Origin of the sequence: Campylobacter novaezeelandiae (assembly GCF_018968685.1) — a bacterium.
GTDB classification, from domain to species: domain Bacteria; phylum Campylobacterota; class Campylobacteria; order Campylobacterales; family Campylobacteraceae; genus Campylobacter_D; species Campylobacter_D novaezeelandiae.
The window spans coordinates 837,081-856,872 of the sequence record NZ_CP076657.1 but is presented as its reverse complement, the minus strand read 5'-3'; the positions used below and the strand labels follow the sequence as shown (position 1 = coordinate 856,872).

Annotated in this window: 23 protein-coding genes; 16 read left to right on the top strand and 7 right to left on the bottom strand. The window is 27.6% G+C overall.

All coding sequences use genetic code 11. The features are described from left to right. Positions 1 to 86: 86 nt before the first annotated feature. From CNZW441b_RS04460 to CNZW441b_RS04445, 4 genes are read left to right on the top strand one after another with little or no spacing between them, the layout of a single operon-like run. Positions 87 to 1,166 (top strand): divergent polysaccharide deacetylase family protein, encoded by a 1,080-nt coding sequence (locus CNZW441b_RS04460; RefSeq protein WP_216681599.1) that lies wholly within the window; start codon positions 87 to 89, stop codon positions 1,164 to 1,166. Further along, on the top strand, positions 1,156 to 1,929 hold the full coding sequence (locus CNZW441b_RS04455) for a DNA-processing protein DprA (RefSeq protein WP_216681251.1): 774 nt from the start codon (positions 1,156 to 1,158) through the stop codon (positions 1,927 to 1,929). The genes CNZW441b_RS04460 and CNZW441b_RS04455 overlap by 11 nt, the downstream gene beginning before the upstream one ends. Then, a complete protein-coding gene (gene ruvX / locus CNZW441b_RS04450) occupies positions 1,926 to 2,309 on the top strand; it encodes a Holliday junction resolvase RuvX (protein ID WP_131163161.1) in 384 nt (127 codons plus the stop codon). The genes CNZW441b_RS04455 and ruvX overlap by 4 nt, the downstream gene beginning before the upstream one ends. Next, on the top strand, positions 2,299 to 3,174 hold the full coding sequence (locus tag CNZW441b_RS04445) for an RsmB/NOP family class I SAM-dependent RNA methyltransferase (RefSeq protein ID WP_216681250.1): 876 nt from the start codon (positions 2,299 to 2,301) through the stop codon (positions 3,172 to 3,174). Before ruvX ends, CNZW441b_RS04445 begins: the two co-directional genes overlap by 11 nt. A gap of 30 nt (positions 3,175 to 3,204) precedes the next feature. Here the strand turns inward: CNZW441b_RS04445 and CNZW441b_RS04440 are convergent, their stop codons facing one another. Genes CNZW441b_RS04440 through aspS form a run of 4 tightly spaced genes read right to left on the bottom strand, consistent with a single transcriptional unit; the run spans position 3,205 to position 6,897 of the window. Further along, positions 3,205 to 4,035 carry a glycosyltransferase gene (locus CNZW441b_RS04440; protein WP_131163163.1) on the bottom strand — a complete coding sequence of 277 codons (831 nt, stop codon included), beginning with the start codon at positions 4,033 to 4,035 and terminating at the stop codon, positions 3,205 to 3,207. Then, complete coding sequence (gene ppa / locus CNZW441b_RS04435) at positions 4,032 to 4,553, bottom strand: inorganic diphosphatase (RefSeq protein WP_131163164.1); 522 nt, start codon at positions 4,551 to 4,553, stop codon at positions 4,032 to 4,034. The genes CNZW441b_RS04440 and ppa overlap by 4 nt, the downstream gene beginning before the upstream one ends. A 20-nt stretch (positions 4,554 to 4,573) precedes the next feature. Then, positions 4,574 to 5,149 (bottom strand): adenylate kinase, encoded by a 576-nt coding sequence (locus CNZW441b_RS04430; RefSeq protein WP_131163165.1) that lies wholly within the window; start codon positions 5,147 to 5,149, stop codon positions 4,574 to 4,576. Next, positions 5,146 to 6,897, bottom strand: coding sequence for an aspartate--tRNA ligase (gene aspS / locus CNZW441b_RS04425; protein ID WP_131163166.1), 1,752 nt, complete (start codon positions 6,895 to 6,897; stop codon positions 5,146 to 5,148). Before aspS ends, CNZW441b_RS04430 begins: the two co-directional genes overlap by 4 nt. 85 nt (positions 6,898 to 6,982) lie before the next feature. On the opposite strand from aspS, the gene CNZW441b_RS04420 reads away from it, so the two are divergent. The 12 genes from CNZW441b_RS04420 to mrdA all read left to right on the top strand — a co-directional run bounded on the left by CNZW441b_RS04420 (position 6,983) and on the right by mrdA (position 17,690). Continuing rightward, positions 6,983 to 7,837, top strand: coding sequence for an NAD(+) kinase (locus CNZW441b_RS04420; protein WP_131163167.1), 855 nt, complete (start codon positions 6,983 to 6,985; stop codon positions 7,835 to 7,837). A 1-nt stretch (position 7,838) separates the two neighbouring features. Beyond that, positions 7,839 to 9,362: a DNA repair protein RecN gene (locus tag CNZW441b_RS04415; RefSeq protein ID WP_216681249.1), complete on the top strand. Its 1,524-nt coding sequence runs from the start codon at positions 7,839 to 7,841 to the stop codon at positions 9,360 to 9,362. A 65-nt stretch (positions 9,363 to 9,427) separates the two neighbouring features. Continuing rightward, entirely contained in the window at positions 9,428 to 10,672 is a 1,245-nt protein-coding gene (gene cbrR / locus CNZW441b_RS04410) for a bile resistance response regulator CbrR (RefSeq protein ID WP_200218919.1), read from the top strand. Further along, positions 10,663 to 11,466, top strand: coding sequence for a TatD family hydrolase (locus tag CNZW441b_RS04405; protein ID WP_131163170.1), 804 nt, complete (start codon positions 10,663 to 10,665; stop codon positions 11,464 to 11,466). Before cbrR ends, CNZW441b_RS04405 begins: the two co-directional genes overlap by 10 nt. Next, complete coding sequence (locus CNZW441b_RS04400) at positions 11,467 to 12,591, top strand: lytic transglycosylase domain-containing protein (protein ID WP_131163171.1); 1,125 nt, start codon at positions 11,467 to 11,469, stop codon at positions 12,589 to 12,591. It abuts the gene before it with no gap. After that, positions 12,548 to 13,381 carry a septal ring lytic transglycosylase RlpA family protein gene (locus CNZW441b_RS04395; RefSeq protein WP_131163172.1) on the top strand — a complete coding sequence of 278 codons (834 nt, stop codon included), beginning with the start codon at positions 12,548 to 12,550 and terminating at the stop codon, positions 13,379 to 13,381. The genes CNZW441b_RS04400 and CNZW441b_RS04395 overlap by 44 nt, the downstream gene beginning before the upstream one ends. 2 nt (positions 13,382 to 13,383) lie before the next feature. Next, positions 13,384 to 13,872, top strand: coding sequence for an HAD hydrolase family protein (locus tag CNZW441b_RS04390; RefSeq protein WP_131163191.1), 489 nt, complete (start codon positions 13,384 to 13,386; stop codon positions 13,870 to 13,872). Continuing rightward, entirely contained in the window at positions 13,863 to 14,378 is a 516-nt protein-coding gene (lptC, locus tag CNZW441b_RS04385; protein WP_131163173.1) for an LPS export ABC transporter periplasmic protein LptC, read from the top strand. The genes CNZW441b_RS04390 and lptC overlap by 10 nt, the downstream gene beginning before the upstream one ends. Next, positions 14,360 to 14,824 carry an LptA/OstA family protein gene (locus CNZW441b_RS04380; protein WP_424944997.1) on the top strand — a complete coding sequence of 155 codons (465 nt, stop codon included), beginning with the start codon at positions 14,360 to 14,362 and terminating at the stop codon, positions 14,822 to 14,824. The genes lptC and CNZW441b_RS04380 overlap by 19 nt, the downstream gene beginning before the upstream one ends. After that, entirely contained in the window at positions 14,821 to 15,411 is a 591-nt protein-coding gene (gene yihA / locus CNZW441b_RS04375; RefSeq protein WP_131166020.1) for a ribosome biogenesis GTP-binding protein YihA/YsxC, read from the top strand. The genes CNZW441b_RS04380 and yihA overlap by 4 nt, the downstream gene beginning before the upstream one ends. After that, entirely contained in the window at positions 15,412 to 15,900 is a 489-nt protein-coding gene (locus CNZW441b_RS04370; RefSeq protein WP_131166021.1) for a hypothetical protein, read from the top strand. After that, complete coding sequence (gene mrdA, locus CNZW441b_RS04365; RefSeq protein ID WP_131186878.1) at positions 15,900 to 17,690, top strand: penicillin-binding protein 2; 1,791 nt, start codon at positions 15,900 to 15,902, stop codon at positions 17,688 to 17,690. Before CNZW441b_RS04370 ends, mrdA begins: the two co-directional genes overlap by 1 nt. Here mrdA and queA read toward each other — a convergent pair. The 3 genes from queA to tatB are packed head-to-tail and all read right to left on the bottom strand — an operon-like array spanning position 17,683 to position 19,792. Continuing rightward, positions 17,683 to 18,702: a tRNA preQ1(34) S-adenosylmethionine ribosyltransferase-isomerase QueA gene (gene queA, locus CNZW441b_RS04360; RefSeq protein WP_131166022.1), complete on the bottom strand. Its 1,020-nt coding sequence runs from the start codon at positions 18,700 to 18,702 to the stop codon at positions 17,683 to 17,685. The genes mrdA and queA overlap by 8 nt on opposite strands. Continuing rightward, on the bottom strand, positions 18,695 to 19,432 hold the full coding sequence (gene tatC / locus CNZW441b_RS04355) for a twin-arginine translocase subunit TatC (RefSeq protein ID WP_131186874.1): 738 nt from the start codon (positions 19,430 to 19,432) through the stop codon (positions 18,695 to 18,697). The genes queA and tatC overlap by 8 nt, the downstream gene beginning before the upstream one ends. After that, entirely contained in the window at positions 19,433 to 19,792 is a 360-nt protein-coding gene (tatB, locus tag CNZW441b_RS04350; RefSeq protein WP_131186873.1) for a Sec-independent protein translocase protein TatB, read from the bottom strand.

The window sequence follows — 19,792 nt, the reverse complement described above, 5'->3', positions numbered from 1 at the left end:
ATAAATATTTTGGTATAATTTAGACTTTGTAATTTAATTTTTAAGGTTGGGTCTATTTTGATGAAATATTATATTTTTATAAAAGAATTGTTTGTTTGAAAAATCTTATTCGTTTAAAATATTTTTTAATTATTTTTCTTTTAGTTTTAATTTGCATTCTTCTAGCTTTAAAAATTTTTACTGAGTATAAAAAACAAGAAAATTTAGCTTTTAATCCAGAAATTCAAGAATTTAATTCTAGTATCGATTTGTTTAGGGATAATAATCAAGATTTAAATCAAAGTGATAATATCTTTAAAAATTATAACTACGATCAAGAACTTAATACAAGTTTTTTAGAGAAAAATTTAAGTATAGATGATAATAATATAACTGATTACAAATCAAATTTTGATTTAAATACAAGTTTTAGTGAGCAAAATTTAAACTCTAGTGATTTAAATTCTAGTTCTTTGACGCAAGAAATGGATACCACAAAGAAAGAAAATATAAATCAATCAAAAAATAATCACACAAAAAAACCAAAACTTGTGATTATAATTGATGATATGGCAAATTCTAAGCAGGTAAGCGAGCTTAAAAAGCTTAATTTAAAATTAACTCCTTCATTTTTTCCTCCGGATAAAACGCATAAAAATACTCCACAACTAGCTTCGGAATTTAAATTTTTTATGGTGCATTTACCCTTAGAGGCAATTAATTATAACAAGCCAGAGCTTAATACCTTAAAAGTTAGTGATTCTAAAGAGCATATTGATGCAATGATAAAGAGCATTAAAAAAGAATTTAAGGGTTTAAAATACATCAATAATCACACAGGAAGTTTATTTACAAGTGATGAAAATGCAATGAGGAAGCTTTTGACTTCTTTTAAAAAGCAAGATTTTATTTTTGTTGATTCTAAAACTATAGGAAAGACTAAAGCTTTAAAATTGACCAAAGAATTTAATCAACCTTATATACAAAGAGATGTTTTTTTAGATAATGAAGACAAAGTCTCTTATATCAAGTCTCAGCTTAAACAAGCCATTGATTTGGCCCACAAAAAAGGTTTTGCTATAGCTATTGCCCATCCTAGAAAAAATACTTTTAAAGCTTTAGAGGAGAGCAAAGAAATGCTTCTTGAAGTAAATTTGGTTTATTTAAATGAAATTTATGGGAACTAAAATTTTAGATAATGAGTTTTTGACTTATTTTCAAACTTTAAAAAATCCTCCAAAGAAAATTTATTATAAAGGCAATCTTGAGTTATTAAAAAGAAAAAAAGTTGCAATTATAGGTTCAAGAAAAATGAATCTTTATACAAAAAAATGCGTCGAGGAGCTTTCTAGTATCCTTAAAAATAAGGTGTGCATTGTAAGTGGAGGTGCTTTAGGGGTAGATATAAGTGCTTCAAAAGCGGCTTTGCCTAATACTATAGCGATTTTTGCTAATGGGCTTGATCAAATTTATCCTAAAACAAATCAAAAAATTATAGAAGAAATTTACAAATATGGACTTGCTTTAAGTGAAAATGAGCCAAATTATATGCCAAAAAAATATGATTTTTTGCTTAGAAATCGTTTAGTTATTGCTTTGAGTGATTGTGTGATTATCGCACAAGCTGATCTTAATAGCGGATCTATGCAGAGTGCAAAACTTGCCTTAGAATTAAAAAAACCTTTATATGTTTTACCCCAAAGATTAAATGAGAGTCAGGGCACAAATAAACTTATAAAAGATAATAAAGCTAAGCTTATCGTAGATTTTAAAGAATTTGCTTTAGAATTTGGCATTAAAGAAGAAAAAGAACAAGATGAATTTTTAGAATTTTGCCAAAAAGGAATAAGCGTTGAGGAGGCTTTGGCAGTTTATGGTGATAAGGTTTATGAATATGAACTTGAAGGTAAAATCGATATAGCGGGTATTTTTATAAAGGTTATAAAATGAATGCTTTAGCTTTAGATGTGGGATTAAAGCGTATAGGGGTAGCTCTTTGTGTGGATGAAAAAATTGCTATTCCGCTTGATGGAATTTTACGTAAAAATCGTAACCAAGCTGCTAATGAGGTAAAAAAACTATTTTTAACTTATAATGTTTCTTTGCTTATAGTAGGTATTCCAAAGGGTGGAAAAAGCGAAGAAGAGATGACAAAACGCATTAAGCATTTTGTATCTTTGCTTGAATTTGATAAAAAGATTGTTTTTGTTGATGAAAGTTTTAGCTCTAAAGAGGCTTTGAATTTGGGCGTAACAAATAGTCGTAAAAAAGATGCAAAATTAGATTCTTTAGCGGCTTTGATTATGATAAAGGATTATTTTGCTCTCTAAGATTAGCTCTTTATATACTAAAGAAGAATGGAAAAAAATTTTAGATTCTTTTGATAATGAAAAAAATATTTGTGTTTTTTTAAATACTTTAAAAACTAATGCCATTTTTTTAGAAGATGAGTTTTTAAAAGAAAATTTAAAATTTAAAAAACTAAATGAATATTGTTATTTATTTAACGCTAAAGATAAAAGTATTTTAAGTTCGATGAAAGCTTTTAATGAAGCTAAATTTTATATACAAAATTATTCTTCTTATTTGTGTGCTTTGAATTTAGGAGTTAAATCCGGAGATAGTGTTTTAGATTTATGTGCTGCTCCAGGTGGAAAAAGTATAAATTTGGCTAATTTTATGCAAAATACGGGATATTTAGCTTGTAATGAGGCGAGTAAAGATCGTTTTTTTATTTTGCAAAAAAATCTTAAAAAATATGGTATTAATGCAAAACTTTTTTTAAAAGATGGCAAAGCTATAGGGAATTTATGTCCTAACAAATTTGATAAGATTTTGCTTGATACGCCTTGCTCAACACTGGCTAAAATCGGTTTTGATTTAGAAAAAAGCTACAAAGAAATTAAAAATATCGCGAAATTGCAAAAAAAACTTTTACATTCTGCCTTAAAGGCTTTAAAAATAGGTGGTGAGCTTGTATATAGTACTTGCACTTTTACTAAAGAAGAAAATGAAGAAGTGATAGAAAATGCTTTAAAAAGCGAGTTTAAAATAAAACTTTTAGATATAAATTTAGAACATGCTTTAGCTAAAGATGCAAAAAGCAATGAATTTGGCGAAATTTCAAAATGCAAACGTATTATTCCAAGTTCAGATTATGATGGATTTTTTATAGCAAAATTACGTAAAGTTTAAATTCACATAGTGAAAAAACTGTGAATAAAATTAAAAATTTATTAATTTTTTGATTTTATTTTTAATTTTTATAAAAAGCTCATGATTGGTTTTAAAATTTAATTCTTTAGTAAAATTTTTCATATCGTATTTTTTAAGTAAAGTAGCATAAACTCCTTGTTTGTAAAAACAATTTTTATCCATTTTATAAATTCTCCACATTTCAGTAAAAAGATGCAAACAAGGCATGTCCCAATCTATATCAGCTTTTTTGTAAATAAATTTTTTACTTTGGTTCCAAGGAATTTGACAAGCAAAAAGATAATCTTGCGCGTATTTTTCATAAGAGAAATTTTGACACATTTTTGCTAAAAAAGAAGGTCCAATTATCCCCCAAGGGACTATTTTTTGATTGTTTATAAGTTTGTTTGCTTTATTTATAAGTTCTTTTCCAAACAAGCTTTGTTGTGGAAATTTGATCAAAGATGTGGTTATTCTTTGTTTGTTAATATCATCATCTATTTCTTTGATGAAAAGATATTTTTTAGTATTAAAATCAAAATAATTAAGGCAAATCATATCAAGATCTACCCAGACTCCTCCCTGTTTATAAAGCGTGTAAAATCTGAAATAGTCTGAGAACGCAGCAAGTCCAGCTCCTCTATCATCAAAAAATAAATGGTTAAAAGGAATTATTTCACTAGCATCTTTTAGAATAAAATTTTTATATAAAGAAGCAATTTTTTTAAAAGTTTCATTTTTTAAATCATAAGTATAAAGGTTAAATTCATAACCTTTATCAAGCCAAGATTTTATAGTTAAAAGCTCAAGTAAGTTTATGCCACTAAAACCTTCTCTAGTATGCCAAAAGCTAAAAATCATTTTTTGTAATTTTCAATAGCTTTTTGGAGTATTTCAATGGCAACTTTTTCATCTTTAAAATCTTGTACTTTCACCCATTTATTTGGCTCAAGCATTTTATAAGTTTCAAAAAAGTTTTTGATTTTATTTAATATAGCTGGTGCTAAATCTGTATAAGTTTTGATATTATCATATCTTGGATCAATTTTTGAAGTAGGGAGGGCTAAAAGTTTTTCATCCATTCCGCTTTCATCTTCCATAATCAAAACTCCTATTAAACGACAAGGAATTACAGCTCCTGCTTGAATAGGATATTCATTTAAAATTAGAATATCTAAAGGGTCGTTATCATCGGCTAAAGTATTAGGAATAAAACCATAATTTGCAGGATAAAATACTGCACTTGGTATAACGCGATCTACGAAAATCGCTCCACTTTCCTTATCAAGTTCATATTTAATATTTGATCCATAAGGGATTTCAATTACGGCGTTAATTTTGTTTGGAATATCTCCGATTTTAATTTTACTTAAATCCATTTTTTCTCCTTGTAATAAAACTAAATACTTTGAATTTTCTTTATAAGATCTTTTATGTCAGCTACTATAGGATTGATTGCTCTTTCTCCATCTATGATAAAATGAAGTTTTTTCTTTTGATAAAAATTTTGAATTTCTTCTAAAGGTTCTGTATAAACTTTCATTCTATTATAGAAAACTTCTTCATTATCATCTTTGCCACGATTTCTGCCTAAAACTCTTTCTTTGGCTATCTCTTCGCTTACTTTAACTTCGATAACTCCTTTAAGTTCTATTTCATTTTGCTCATTTAAAACTTTATCAAATTCCATCATTTGCTCTACGCTCCTAGGATAACCATCTATAATGATAGTTTTAGTTGGTGCAGCTTTTAAAGCAGATACAATGGTATTTACAACAATTTCTAATGGAACTAAATTACCTTTAGAAATAAAACTATCAATTTTTTTTCCAAGTTCGCTACCGCTAGCTACTTCTTCTCTTAATAAATCACCTGTTGAGTAGTGAGTAATGTTTATATCAGAATTTGCTATTAAACTAGCATCAGTTGTTTTTCCGCTTCCTGGTGCTCCTATAATTAAAAACAATTCTTTCATTTTGTTTCCTCTCTTAATTTTATTCCAAGTTCTCTCATCGCTTCATTGCTTGCACTTGATGGAGCATCTGTCATCAAACATTGTGCTCTTTGTGTTTTAGGAAAAGCAATTACTTCTCTAATGCTTTTTGCACCTGTTACTAACATAATAAGTCTATCAAGCCCTATGGCAATTCCTCCATGTGGTGGTGCTCCAAAACTTAAAGCATCAAGCAAGAAGCCAAATTTTTCTCTTTGTTCTTCTTCGTTAATATTAAGAAGTTTAAAGACTTTTTGTTGAATGTCATTTTTATGAATTCTTATGCTTCCTCCGCCAAGCTCTACTCCATTTAAAACTACATCATAAGCAATAGAACAAATTTCTTCAATATCAGTCTCATCAATATTTTTAGGCATAGTAAAAGGATGGTGCATTGCAGAATAACTTCCATCATCATTTTGCTCAAACATAGGAAAATCAACAACCCATAAAAATTCTAATGCATTTGGATCTATAAGATTTAGTTCTTGTGCTAAAAAATTTCTAAATCTTCCCATATAATTTAGAACAACTTTTTTATTTCCTGCGCCAAAAAATACTACATCTCCCACTTCTAGATTGCAGCGTTTGCTTAACTCTTTTAAATCCTCTTCGTTAAAAAATTTACATAAAGGCCCTTTGAGCCCATCTTCTTTTACTTGTATAAAAGCAAGTCCTTGTGCTCCAAATTTTCTTACAAATTCTTCAAATCTTTGCATTGCTCTTTTTGAAAAAATTGTATCACCTTTAGGTACACGTAAAGCTTTAATACGATTTTTTTTGCTGTCTTTTGCGATATTGGCAAAAATTTCATTATTTGATCTTGTAAAAATGTCTATTACATCAATGAGTTTTAAATCATATCTTAAATCAGGCTTATCACTTCCATAATTTTCCATAGCTTCTTTATAGCTCATCTGTCTAAAAGGGGTATTAATTTCTTTTCCGCAAGCTTTAAAAATATCTTTTAAGAAATTTTCTGCTACTTTAATAACATCTTCTTGTTTGCAAAAACTCATTTCAACATCAATTTGTGTAAATTCAGGTTGACGATCCGCTCTTAAATCCTCATCTCTAAAACATTTAGCAATTTGAAAATAACGATCAAAACCGCTACACATTAAGAGCTGTTTAAAAAGTTGAGGACTTTGAGGAAGGGCATAGAAATTTCCTTGATGAACACGAGAAGGAACAAGATAATCTCTTGCTCCTTCAGGAGTTGCTTTGGTTAAAATGGGTGTTTCTACTTCTAAAAATCCCATATTTGCCAAAGAATTTCTTGCTGCAATGCAAGCTTTAGAACGTAAGGCAAAATTTTTGTAAAGTTTTGGATTTCTAAGTTCTAAAAAACGATACTTAAGGCGTAATTCTTCGTTAACATTTTCATCAGAAATTGCAAAAGGAGTAACTAAACTTTCATTTTCTATATGAAGATGAGAGATAACAACTTCAATATCTCCAGTTTTTAATTTAGGATTATTTAATCCTTCTCCACGAGGACGAATTTTACCTTGAGCTATCAAGACATATTCATCTCTAACACAAGATGCTATTTCGTGTGATTTTGGATCATCTTTTGGATCGCAAACGAGTTGAATAATCCCGCTTCTATCTCTTAAATCGATAAAAATAACACCACCATGATCACGGTAACTATTAACCCAACCACAAAGAGTTACAACTTCGCCTACATTGGCAATGCTTAAGTCTGTACTATAATGAGTTCGCAATTTTTTTCCTTATTTGGTATTACAAAATTTATATTATTATAATATCTTTATTCTTTTGCTTAGCTAAGATTTGCTATAATTTTATATGCAAAATAAAATTAATTATAAAAAGATTAAAAAAATAGGATTAGTTGTTAAGCCTGATATTGATTTGACTAAAGAAATTTTATATCTAAAAAAAATCTTAGCAAAAAGAAAAGTAGAACTTTTGTATTTAAAAGAACAAAATGCAAATTTAAAGATTTGTGAATTAGATGATTTATTTAAAAAAAGTGATTTGATAATATCATTGGGAGGAGATGGTACTTTAATTTCTTTATGTAGAAAAGCTTATGAGTATCAAAAACCTATTTTAGGAATTCATGCCGGAAATTTAGGTTTTTTAACAAATCTTACAATGGAAAAAGCAGAGAATTTTTTTAATGATTTTTTTGAGGGAAAATTCAAAATTGAAACCCCTTTTATGCTTGAACTTACTTTACAAGATAAAAAAAATCAAATTATTAGTAAAAATGCATTTAATGATATAGTATTTTATAAAAAATCAAATATGTCCATGGCTAATATTAAAGTTTATCATAAAGAAAAAATGTTTAATCAGTATTTTGGCGATGGCTTGATTATCTCAAGTCCAGCAGGATCAACTGCTTATAATTTAAGTGCAAATGGTCCTATTGTTTATACTTTAGCTCAAGTATTTATTTTAACCCCTATTTGTTCGCATTCACTTACACAGCGTCCTATTATTTTACCTAAGGGTTTTGAATTTGAAATAGGGGCAAAAGATTGCACTTTTTGCATTGATGGGCAAGAAAAATTTAAAGTAAATGATTTTAAAAATATTAAAATTGGTTTAGGAGAAAAAAGTGTAACTTTTATTTATCCTAATGATAGAGATTATTTTCAAATTTTAAAAGAAAAATTAAATTGGGGAAATTAAAATGATAAATAGGATTTTAATAAAAGATAATTTAGCTTTTAAAAATGTTGAACTCAATCTTGCGCCAGGTCTTACAGTTTTTACAGGTTTAAGTGGTGCTGGAAAGTCTGTTTTATTTAAGGCAATTTTATCAGCTTTTGCTTTATGTGAGAGTGATGCTAAATGCGTAGAATTAAGTCTTGATGATGAGCTTAATTTAGAAGAATTTGGCATAGAAAATGAAGAAGAAAATATCTTTAAGCTTTTAAAAGAGAAAACAACAAAATATTTTATTAATAATCAAAGTATTAGTAAAAAAAGTTTAAATTTATTAAGTAAGAGTTTTGTTAAATATCTTAGTGTTAAAGAAAATAATGAATTTAACAATGAAAAACTTCTTGGTTTATTAGATGCTTTGGAGAAAGAAAAAAATCCTAATTTTGAAAAATTTAAAGAAGAATTTGAAATTAATTTTAAAGAATACGAAAAGCTATCACAAGAATTAAATAAAATTTTAGAAGAAGAGAAAAAGATTGAAGAGTTAAAAGAACTTGCTTTAATGCAGGTTGAAAAAATTTCTAATATCAATCCTAAAATAGGCGAATATGAAGAGCTTTTGAAGTTAAAAAAGAAACTTTCTAAAAAAGATAAAATCGATGAGGCTTGGATGAGAGCTAGTGCTATTTTTGACTTAGAGCAAGTAGTGATTAATGCGCTCAATTTGAGTGAAGTAAATTCAGATTTTTTTACAGAATGTTTAAATGAATTACGCATTATTTATGAAAATCAAAAAATGGAAGAAATGGATTTTGATATTGAACAATTACTTGATCGTATAGAAAATTTATCTTATTTAGTTAAACGTTATGAGAGTATAGAAAATGCTTTAGAGGTTTTAGAACAAAAAAAACAAGAATTAAATCATTATGAAAATTTAAATTTTGAAAAAAAAGAATTAGAAAAAAAGATTAATGATTTAGAAAAAAAGATTAATGTAGCTTGTGATAAACTTACTCAAATTAGATTTAAAAATTTAAAAGAATTGGAAAATCATTTTAATGGATATTTAAAAAATCTTTATATGAAAGATTTAAAATTTAATTTTTTACAAAATGAAAAAATAACTTTACAAGGCAGGGATAAACTTGAACTTAATATTAATGAGACAAATCTTAAAAAACTAAGTTCTGGAGAATTAAATCGTTTAAGACTTGCTTTAATTGCAACAGAATGTAAAATTTTAGGTTTTGGAAAAGGAATTATTTTTTTAGATGAAATTGATGCTAATTTAAGCGGAAAAGAAGCAATGAGTATAGCCAAAGTTTTAAATGAACTTTCTTCTTTTTATCAAATTTTTGCTATATCACATTTACCACAACTTTCTTCTAAGGCACGCAATCATTTTTTAATCGAAAAAGATACCAATGAAAGCAAAGTAATAAAACTTGAAAAACATGAGCGTGTTCGTGAACTTGCAAGAATGATAAGCGGAGAGCTAATCAATGATGAAGCGCTTGAATTTGCCAAAACCTTGCTCAAGGATTAAGTTTTTTATATTTTTATTTTTGTTATAATAAAGCTTTTTATAGATAAAATTTAAGGTGTTTAATAGTGAAAAGTAAAATTTTAATTGTCGATGATAATAAAATGCTTGGAAAACTTTTAGCAAAAAAAATACAAGCGACTCTTAATTACGAAGTAGATGTTGCTTTTGATTTTGCACAAGCTAAAGAACTATCAATAAGTGATTATTTTTTAAGTTTTATAGACCTTTGTTTACCTGATGCGCCAAATGGCGAAGCGGTAGATTTTATGCTAGAGAAAAAATGTCCGACTATAGTTTTAACAGCAAGCACTGATAAAACTACAAAAGATAATTTTATGGATAAGGACATTCTTGATTATATTTGTAAGGAAAGTGATAGCTGTGTTGAACATATAATTAATTCTATTATAAACTTAAAACGATATGAAAAAACTAAAGTTATTTTAGCAATGAGCAAGCTTAATGAGCGCAATGAAATAAAAAAATATCTTACTCAAAGATTTTTCAATGTTTTAGGAGCAGCACATGGAGAAGAAGCTTTAAATTATTTAGAGCAAAATTCAGATGTTAAGCTTATTATTTGTGATGCCAAAATGCCAGTTATTGATGGAGTGCAACTTTTATCAAGAGTAAGAGAGCAATATACTAGTGATGATTTGGGAATGATTATTTTAGGCGATAAAGATGATGGGCTAGAAGTAGATATGCTTAAAAATAATGCAAATGATTATTTAATTAAGCCTATTAATAAAGAATTGTTTAATTTTCGAGTAAATCGTTGTTTGGTATTTATGGATAATGTGAAGTTTTTAAATTCTTATGCTCATCTTGATTTTGTTTCTGGAGTAAAAAATAATGACGCATTAATGGAAGATTTTGAAAATTATTTAAATGAAATTTCTTCTAAAGATGAGGAATTTGCTTTTGCTTTTTTAGATATTGATAATTTAAAAACCATAAATGATGAGTATGGGTATAATATAGGCAATGAAGTAATTAGAATTTGTGCAAAAGAAATTACTGATGAAATTAAAGGAAAAGATATTGTTGGAAGATACAGTGCTGAGAAATTTTGTATTATATTAAAAAATATCAATCAAGAAAGAGCAATTAAAATCTTTTCTCGTATTCGTGTAAATATTAAAAATATCGGTGTTTTAGCTAATTTAGACGAGCTATTTTTCACGGCTTCTATAGGCATTGTTTTTGCTAATTCAAAAAGTAGTAAAAAAGATTTAATTGAAAAAGCAGAAAAAACTCTTTCTTTAGCAAAATCCAATGGGAAAAATAGAGTAGAAGTATGTTTTTAGATTTAAAATTTGACAATAATTTAAAGATAATTGATACCCATTGTCATTTAGATAGTGATGTATTTTTATCAGATTTAGAGCTAGTTTTAGATCATTCTTTTAAAAATGGCATTGACAAGGTTATAATTCCAGGTGCCAGTATTAAAGACTTAAAGCGTGCAAAAGAAATTGCTTATAAATACCAGCAAGTTTATTTTGCAGTTGGAATTCATCCTTATGATATAGATCACTATGATGAGTATACTTTGAGAGAATTTTTAAAAGACTATAAATGCATTGCTATTGGAGAATGTGGACTTGATTATTATCGTTTAAATAGCAAAGATGAAGAAATTAAAAAAAAACAAAAAGAAATATTTATAGCTCAACTTGATTTGGCTGTTGAATTTAAAAAGCCAGTTATTATTCACTCAAGAGAAGCAAATGAAGATACTTATAATATTTTAAAAGAGTATTCTTCTAAACTTAATGGAGGAGTTTTGCATTGTTTTAATGCAAGTGAACTTTTACTAGATTTAGCCCAAATGGGTTTTTATTTTGGAATCGGTGGAATAGTAACTTTTAAAAATGCTAAAAAATTGGTTCAAATTTTACCTAAAATTCCAAAAGATAAGCTTCTTATAGAAACAGATGCGCCTTATTTAACTCCAGAGCCTTTTAGAGGACAAAGAAACACTCCTTTATTAACACAGTTAGTTGGAAAAAAGATGAGTGAAATTTTAAATATTCCTCATGAAGAGCTTTTAAAATTATGTTATCAAAATTCTATAAATTTATTTTTTAAAGAAAATTAAATGAAAAAAATAGTTTTTATTTTTATTATAACCTTTAATTGTCTTTTTGCACAAATTTATACTCCAGAATACTATAAAAAACAAGTAGATGTTTTAAGAAATTTAGATATTGATCCTACTTTTATAAAAGATTTAAATTTCATTCAGTCTAAAGATGATTTAAAAAATAAGCATTCTCAAGTTTTACTTGATTCAATGAAAAATTTTTCTAATATTACTCCTATGATACGAGAAATTTTAATTGAAAATAATGTCCCTTCAGAAATTTTATATTTGGCTATAGTTGAATCAGGTCTTAAAACTCATAGTATTTCTGATGCAAAAGCGGTGGGTATTTGGCAGTTTATGAGACCAACGGCTAGAAATTTAGGTTTAAGGGTTGATGCTTATGTGGACGAAAGAAGGGATCCGGTTAAATCAACTTATGCGGCTATTAATTACCTAAAATCATTAAAAGCTGAATTTGGAAAATGGTATTTAGCTTTACTTGCTTATAATTGCGGTAATGGAAAATTAAGACAGGCCATTAGACAAGCTAAAAGCGATGATTTAGCAGTTTTAATTGATCCTGATAAAAAATATCTTTCTTTAGAAACTAGAACTTTTATAAGAAAAATTCTTACTTTAGCTTTTTTATCTAACGATGAAGAATTTTTTATAAAAAAAGATGCTTCTTTAATGAATTATTCTTTGAGTAATCCTTTTGTAAAAGTTGATGTTCCTTCTGGAGTTGCTTTAAGGGATTTAGCAAAAAGCACTAATATTAGTTTTGCAACTTTAAAAAAATATAATCCTCAATTTAAACATAATTTTACACCTCCGGGAAAAGATTATTATATGTATATTCCACTTGAAAAATTGGCTTTTTTTAATAAAAATTTTAAATCTTATAAATTTACTAAAGTGGATACAAGTATTCCTAAGTCTAAAATTTATGTTGTAAAACCAGGTGATTCTCTTTATAAGATTGCCAAAACTTATAATATAAGCGTAGATGATATTAAAGAAATGAATAAAATTAATAAATATTTAAGCGTAAATCAAAAATTAATAATACCTATTAAAAATAAGGAGAAAAATAATGCAAATAATAAAAAAGACTACACTCAAATTGTCAGTCGCTAGTTTAGGTCTAGTATTTTTAAGCGCTTGTTCTAGTAATTTTAGTTCACTAGGTGGTGGAAAAGTTGAAGTTTATTATCCAAGCAATGATTTTAAAGGAACTCCTCCTAGTTCTTCAAGTGCAAAAGGGACAATGAAACCTTATACTATCAATGGTAAAACTTATTATCCAACTGTGGTAGCGGTAGGTGAAACTGCCGATGGTATAGCTAGTTGGTATGGGCCTGGTTTTCATGGCAAAAAAACTTCCAATGGAGAAACTTATGACCAAAACGCCTTAACCGCTGCACATAAAACATTACCAATGAATACTATTTTAAAAGTAACCAATTTAAATAATAATCGTCAAGTTACAGTAAGGATAAACGATAGGGGTCCATTTGTCGGAAATAGGATTATAGATCTTTCTAAAGGGGCTGCGTCGCAAATTGATATGATACACAGCGGAACGGCTCCAGTGAGACTTGAGGTTATAGGATTTGGAAGTAAAAATTCGGGAAATAATATTGTCCATTCTAATGCAAATTATGGAAGTAGTGGAGAGCTTATAAACAATGGTCAAATTTATGAAGGTGGTAATTTTATGGTTCAAATTGGAGCCTTTAAAAATTTACAAGGAGCACAGACTATAGCTTCAAGATATAAAACTTATAGATCTTACTCTTCTACTATACGCCAAAGTTCTGTTGATGGATTAAACAGAGTATTTTTAACTGGTTTTAGAAGCGAAGAAGAAGCAAGAGATTTTGCTGCAAGTGGAGCTTTTGCTGGAGCTTTTGTCGTAAGAGAATAATGATGATAGAATTAATTTTTTTAGATGTAGATGGTTGTTTAACAGATGGAAAAATCATCTACTCTCAAGATAAAAAAGAAATAAAAGAATTTAATGTTAAAGATGGAGCTGCTATTGAAGCTTGGTTGAAACTTGGAAAAAAAATTGCAATTATAACTGGTAGAACTTCAGAGTGTGTTACACTAAGAGCAAAAGATTTAAAAATTGATTTAGTATATCAAGGGATCAAAAATAAATTAGAATGTGCAAAACTGATCTTAGAAAAATTAAATTTAGACTTTTCTAAATGTGCTGCTATTGGAGATTATTTTAATGATAAAAGTCTTTTAGAGCATGTTGCTTTAAGTTTTAAGCCTTTAGATGCTCATAAAGATTTAAAAGTTGATATTTGCTTAGATAAAAAAGGTGGAAATGCAGCAGTAGCACAAATGATAGAAATTCTTATAGAAAAAAACAATATGAAACAAGATTGGGATAAACTTTGGTTATAAAGATTTTTGGAGTATTGATTGCTTTATTTACTATTATTTTTACGATTTTAACTTTGCAAGATCCTTACTCCTTAAATCTTAAATCTTATTCTTTAGATTTTAAAAATATGGAAGCAAAAAATTTAAATATTTATGAAACAAATTCAAGTGCAATAAAGGCTTATTATAAGGCTAATTCTTGGGAACGTTATAATGATAAAGATATTTTTCATTATTTCACCACCTTAAATTTTGATTTTAATTTAAGTGCTAATACTCTAGAACTTTTAAATAATCAAAAAAATAAAATTGTATTTGAAGGTAATGTTAGTTATATTGATTTAAATGGAACAAAAATTTTAAGCCAGAAAGTAAAATTTAATCCTGATGAAAAAATTATAAGTACTGATGTGGGTTTTAAAGCTTTTTTAAATAAAAATCGTATTGATGGTAATGTTTTAGTTTATGATTTGAAGAAAAAAACATTGCAAATTGAGGGAGTTAAAGCATGGATACAGGAAAAATAATTTTTCTTTTAATGTTTATGTTTCATTGCTGTTTTGCAGCCCAGATTGAAGTAAAAGCTTTAAGTTTTTACTTAGATGAGAACGCAGGTAAGAGTATTTTAAGTGGTAATGTTGAAGTAAAAAAAGAAAAAGATATTTTAAAATCAGATAAATTAATTATTTATATGGATAAGAATAAAAAGCCAATAAAATATGAGGCAATGCAAAATGCTAAATTTGAAATTTATTTAGAGGATAAGATTTACAAAGGTAGTGGAGATCGTTTTATTTATAATGTAGTAAAAGATACTTATGAGATTGATGGTAATGCTATTATTAATGAAATAACAACAAATAAGCAAATTTATGGTGATAAAATCGTTATTGATAGAAAAAAAAATACCTATCTTGTTGAAAGCAAAAATAAAAATCCTATTCGTTTTGTTTTTGATGTGGAACAAAAATGATTTATAAGGCCAAATTTCTTTCTTCTTTTGAGTGTATTAGTGATGCTATGCCATCAAATTTTAGTGAAGTTGCTTTTTTGGGTAGATCAAATGTAGGAAAAAGCTCTCTTATCAATGCTCTTTGCAAGCAAAAAAATCTTGCTAAAAGCTCATCAACTCCAGGCAAAACTCAATTGATTAATTTTTTCGAAGTTTTCTGTAATAAAGAAAAAGAAAAATTTAATATTTATTTTATTGATTTGCCCGGTTTTGGCTATGCAAAGGTTTCTAAAAAAACAAAAGAAGTATGGAGTAAGAATTTAAATGAATTTTTAAGACTTAGAACTTCAATAAAGCTTTTTATTTTGCTTATAGATTCAAGACATACAAATTTAGAAATTGATTTAAATGTTTCACAATATTTACAAACTATTTTAAGAAATGATCAAAAAATTTTACGTGTTTTTACCAAAAGTGACAAATTAAATCAAAGTCAAAAAAGTAAAATTAAAGTTAATTTTAAAGATGCGTATTTGGTTTCAAGTGCTAACAAAGAGGGTTTAGCAGAGCTTGAAAAAGACATTATTTTAAAAACGTTGGGTTTTTAAATGAAAAAGCAAGTATATAATGTGAATCTTAATTTAAATTATATTTTTATAGCTATAATCCTCATAGTCTATGAAATTTTAAGTTCTATTTTTATTTATTTGCCTATATTTTATGGGGTATTTTTTTGTTATATGTTTTTTTTATTAGAGCAAAGAGAACGCACTTTATACGATCTTGATTTTCGTTGGTATTTTTGTTTGTTTTTTTTATTTTTTACTGACGTAACTCATAATTTTTTTATATTTTCTTCTTGGATTGCTTTTTTTATTTTTTATTATTTTTTTGCTTATTGGATTAAAACAAATTTAAAAATAGAAAAATTTATACCTATTACTTTTGTTTTGTGTGCTTATGGTTTTATTTATGTAATAGATTTAATATTTTCTTATATTTTAAAATCAGATTTAAAGGTCTTTGGTGTAGAATATTTTTATTCTTTGGTCATTGAGTCCCTTATTGCTTATATTCTTTTTAGGAATAAAATTTGATACGCTTAAAAATTGTTATAACTTTTATTATATTGTTTTTTGTTTTTTTGCTTAGCCGTGTATATTATTTGAGTATAAAATCAAATGTTTATTATGAAGAAATGGCAAAACAAAATGCAATTAAAACAGAATATTTAGCTCCAGTACGTGGGCAAATTTATGATAGAAACGGAACTTTACTTGCTATCAATGATCTAGGATTTAGTATCTCCATAAAGCCTTACTTAAGTCTTAAAAAAACAAATAAAATTATTTTAGAAAAAGAATTAAATAATCTTGTGAATTTATTTCCAGATCTTAATATAACTATGCTAGAGAGAACATATAAACGCAACGATTCTTATTATAATCAAGATTTTATTAAAGTTATAGATTTTGTTCCTTATGAGAAAATGTTATCTTATTTTTCTGAGCTTAATTTAAATGAAAATATAAAAATTGAGCCAGCAGTAAAAAGGGTTTATCCTTTTAATCACTTAGCCTCTCATATTATAGGATATGTAGGAAAAGCTAATTTGCAAGATGTTAGTGAAAATGATATTACAAAGCTTACCGGTTATACTGGAAAAAGTGGAATTGAGCGATATTATAATGATATTTTGCAAGGTCAAAAAGGAACTAGGGTTTATAAGGTCAATGCTTTAAATAAAGAAATAGAACAATTATCTTACAAAGCACCAGTCTCTCAAGATATTGAATTAACAATTGATATGAAATTGCAAAGTTTTTTAACCGAGATTTTTAATGACAATGCTGGTGCTGCTATTATAATGGATGCTACAAGTGGCGAAATTTTAGCTGCTGGAAGTTTTCCAGAATATAATCTTAATCCCTTTGTAACAGGAATTTCAATCAAAGAGTGGAGTGAGCTTTCAAACAATCTTGATCATCCTTTTACCAATAAGCTTGTTAATGGACTTTATCCTCCTGGATCTGTTGTAAAAATGGGTGTGGGACTATCATTTTTAGATTCTAAGATTATAACTTCAAATACGAATTTTTTTTGTAGTGGAAAAGTAGAACTTGGAGGAAGAAATTTTAGATGCTGGAATAGAAACGGACACGGACATGTTGATTTAAGAAGTGCCATTAAGCAAAGTTGTGATGTGTATTTTTATAATGGAAGCTTACAAATAGGAATTGATAGAATTTCAAGAACTTTAGGACGCATTGGTTTTGGTGAAAAAACTGGAGTAGATTTACCCAATGAATTTGTTGGGACTGTTCCAAGCCGTGAATGGAAAATGCAAAAATTTAATCTTCCTTGGTATCAAGGTGAAACCTTAAATACAAGTATAGGACAGGGGAATTTTTTAGTAACCCCTATGCAAATTGCTAGATATACTGCACAACTTGCAAGCGGAAAAGAAATAATTCCTCATTTTTTAAGAAAAACTGAAAATAATCAAACTTTTAGCAAGGTAGAGCATGATATCTTTACTCCTTTGGAAAAAGAAAATTTACCTTTAATTAGACAAGCTATGTATGCAGTGGCTAATGAACAAGGAGGAACGGCTTATAGATATTTAAGTAATATCCCTATAAAAATAGCAGCCAAGACAGGAACAGCACAAGTTATAGGTTTTTCTCAAGCAGATAAGAACAGGGTTAATGAGGAGCAGTTAAAATATTATACAAGATCACATACTTGGCTTACTTCTTATGCGCCATATTCTAAACCAAAATATATTGTTACAATTTTAGTAGAACATGGTGGAAGAAGCATTACTTCAGGAGCTATTACAGCAAAAATTTATGAAAAGATGATAGAGCTTGGATATTTTAAATAATTAACATTGCATCTCCATAAGAGTAAAAGCGGTATTTTTTTTCTATGCAAAGTTTATAAAGCTCTAAACATTTTTCTCTACCAATAAAGGCTGAAACAAGCATTATAAGAGTAGATTTTGGCAAGTGAAAATTTGTTAAAAGATAATTTTGTCTTATGGGTTTATTAAAGGGATGTAAAAAAAGATCGCACTCTCCATTCATTTTTTGAGTTCTTGCAAAATATTCTATTGTTCTAGTTGTTGTTGTTCCAACTCCTAAAATGGGAGTTTTAGAATTAATTACGGAAGCCGCATTTTGATCTATGTTAAAAAATTCAGAATGCATTTTATGATCTTTTAGATTTTCGCACTCAACATTTTTAAAGGTTCCTGCGCCAACATGAAGGGTTAAATAGTAAATTTCATGCTTTTTGCTTAAAACTTCTAGCATATTTTTGCTAAAATGCAAACTTGCAGTTGGGGCTGCAATGGCTCCTAAATTTTTGGCAAAAACACTTTGATAGTCTATTTCATCGCTTTTTTTATCTTCTCTTTTAATGTAAGGAGGTAAAGGAATATGCCCTATAGTGTCTAAAATATTATAAAGGGTCAAGGTATTAATGATTTTATCATTTTGATAAAATAAAACTTTACGCATCCCATTTTCTAAAAGTTTGATAATTTTAGCTTGAAGATTATTTTGAAAATTTAAAATATCATTTTCCCTCACACGTCCTTTAATTTGCACTAAAAATTCATTGTTTTCATGAGGTTGGTGTAAAAAAAGTTCTATTTTTGCTCCGCTTTTTTTCTCTCCGAAAATTCTTGCTTTGATTACTTTGGTATCATTAAAAAATATAGCACAAGGAGGCAAGAAAAGATCAAGATTTGCAAAAGTACTATGAGTAATTTTATTTTTAGCTCTTTCATAAACCAAAAGTCTAGCATTTTCTTTTGGATTTGCAGGATAATTAGCTATTAGTTCTTTAGGTAAGTAGTAATCGTAATTTGAAAGAATTAAATCTTTATGCATCATCCTCGTTAACTTTTGCTGGATTGATTTTTTTAGCAATTAAAATTGAAATTCCATAAAGGCCGCAAAGTGGAACTGCCATTAAAAATTGAGAAATCATATCAGGAGGGGTCATCATAGCAGAAAATATAAAAATAATAAGCACAGAAATTCTAAAATGCTTTCTTAAAAAAGCATCATCGATCAATCCAAGTTTTGCAAAAAAGAACGTAATAACTGGCATTTCAAAAGCTAAACCAAAGGCAATAATAAGTTTTGTAAAAAATCCAACATATAAACCAATACTAATTAAAGGTTTAAAATCCTGAGTTTTTACCCCAAAATCAATTAAAAATTTAAACGCTAAAGGGATTACAATAAAATAGCAAAATAATGCCCCTAAAATAAACATAATACTTGCAAAACTTACAAAAGGGATAACAAGTTTTTTTTCATTGTCATAAAGACCAGGAGATACAAATTTCCAAAATTGCCAAAAAATAATAGGCAAAGAAATGATAAAAGCGGTAAAAAAAGAAACTTTCATTGCTGTAAATAAAGGTTCTTGAAGTTCAACGAAAGTAATTTGTTTTGAAACTTCTGGCAAAACAGCTTCTACTGGACTTTTAAGTATATCTAAAATATATTCATTGAAAGAAAAGCATACAAAAAACATTATCACAATAGAGCAAATGCTAATGAATAAGCATTTTCTAAGCTCTACTAAATGGGGTTTTAATTCTTCAAACATTTATTTTTCCATATCTGATTTTAAATTTTCTTGTTCTGTGTTTTTTTCTTTTGAGGAATCAAATGTCAAATCAACTTTATTATTATTCATAATATCCTTTTTAAGTTCATCAAATTCTTCAAAACTTAATTTTTTCCTTATATTTTCATTGGCTGATGAAAACTCATCTTTGTATTTTTTAGCCTCATCTTTAAGTTCATTAATTCTAATTTCTTTTTCTATACTGGCTTTGGCTTCATCAATATTGCGTTTTAATGCCTTGAAAATTTTTGCTGCTTGCATAATTGCTTCTGGAAGTTTATCGGGTCCTAACACTAAAATAGCAACAACTAAAATGACTAGAATCTCGCCAAAACCCAT

Bases quoted from the DNA above. Each gene is read 5' to 3' on its own strand.
- CNZW441b_RS04455 (WP_216681251.1), top strand. From the start codon at position 1,156: ATGGGAACTAAAATTTTAGATAATGAGTTTTTGACTTATTTTCAAACT.
- ruvX (WP_131163161.1), top strand. From the start codon at position 1,926: ATGAATGCTTTAGCTTTAGATGTGGGATTAAAGCGTATAGGGGTAGCT.
- CNZW441b_RS04440 (WP_131163163.1), bottom strand. From the start codon at position 4,035: ATGATTTTTAGCTTTTGGCATACTAGAGAAGGTTTTAGTGGCATAAAC.
- ppa (WP_131163164.1), bottom strand. From the start codon at position 4,553: ATGGATTTAAGTAAAATTAAAATCGGAGATATTCCAAACAAAATTAAC.
- CNZW441b_RS04430 (WP_131163165.1), bottom strand. From the start codon at position 5,149: ATGAAAGAATTGTTTTTAATTATAGGAGCACCAGGAAGCGGAAAAACA.
- CNZW441b_RS04420 (WP_131163167.1), top strand. From the start codon at position 6,983: ATGCAAAATAAAATTAATTATAAAAAGATTAAAAAAATAGGATTAGTT.
- CNZW441b_RS04415 (WP_216681249.1), top strand. From the start codon at position 7,839: ATGATAAATAGGATTTTAATAAAAGATAATTTAGCTTTTAAAAATGTT.
- CNZW441b_RS04405 (WP_131163170.1), top strand. From the start codon at position 10,663: ATGTTTTTAGATTTAAAATTTGACAATAATTTAAAGATAATTGATACC.
- CNZW441b_RS04400 (WP_131163171.1), top strand. From the start codon at position 11,467: ATGAAAAAAATAGTTTTTATTTTTATTATAACCTTTAATTGTCTTTTT.
- CNZW441b_RS04395 (WP_131163172.1), top strand. From the start codon at position 12,548: ATGCAAATAATAAAAAAGACTACACTCAAATTGTCAGTCGCTAGTTTA.
- CNZW441b_RS04390 (WP_131163191.1), top strand. From the start codon at position 13,384: ATGATAGAATTAATTTTTTTAGATGTAGATGGTTGTTTAACAGATGGA.
- CNZW441b_RS04380 (WP_424944997.1), top strand. From the start codon at position 14,360: ATGGATACAGGAAAAATAATTTTTCTTTTAATGTTTATGTTTCATTGC.
- yihA (WP_131166020.1), top strand. From the start codon at position 14,821: ATGATTTATAAGGCCAAATTTCTTTCTTCTTTTGAGTGTATTAGTGAT.
- CNZW441b_RS04370 (WP_131166021.1), top strand. From the start codon at position 15,412: ATGAAAAAGCAAGTATATAATGTGAATCTTAATTTAAATTATATTTTT.
- queA (WP_131166022.1), bottom strand. From the start codon at position 18,702: ATGCATAAAGATTTAATTCTTTCAAATTACGATTACTACTTACCTAAA.
- tatC (WP_131186874.1), bottom strand. From the start codon at position 19,432: ATGTTTGAAGAATTAAAACCCCATTTAGTAGAGCTTAGAAAATGCTTA.
- tatB (WP_131186873.1), bottom strand. From the start codon at position 19,792: ATGGGTTTTGGCGAGATTCTAGTCATTTTAGTTGTTGCTATTTTAGTG.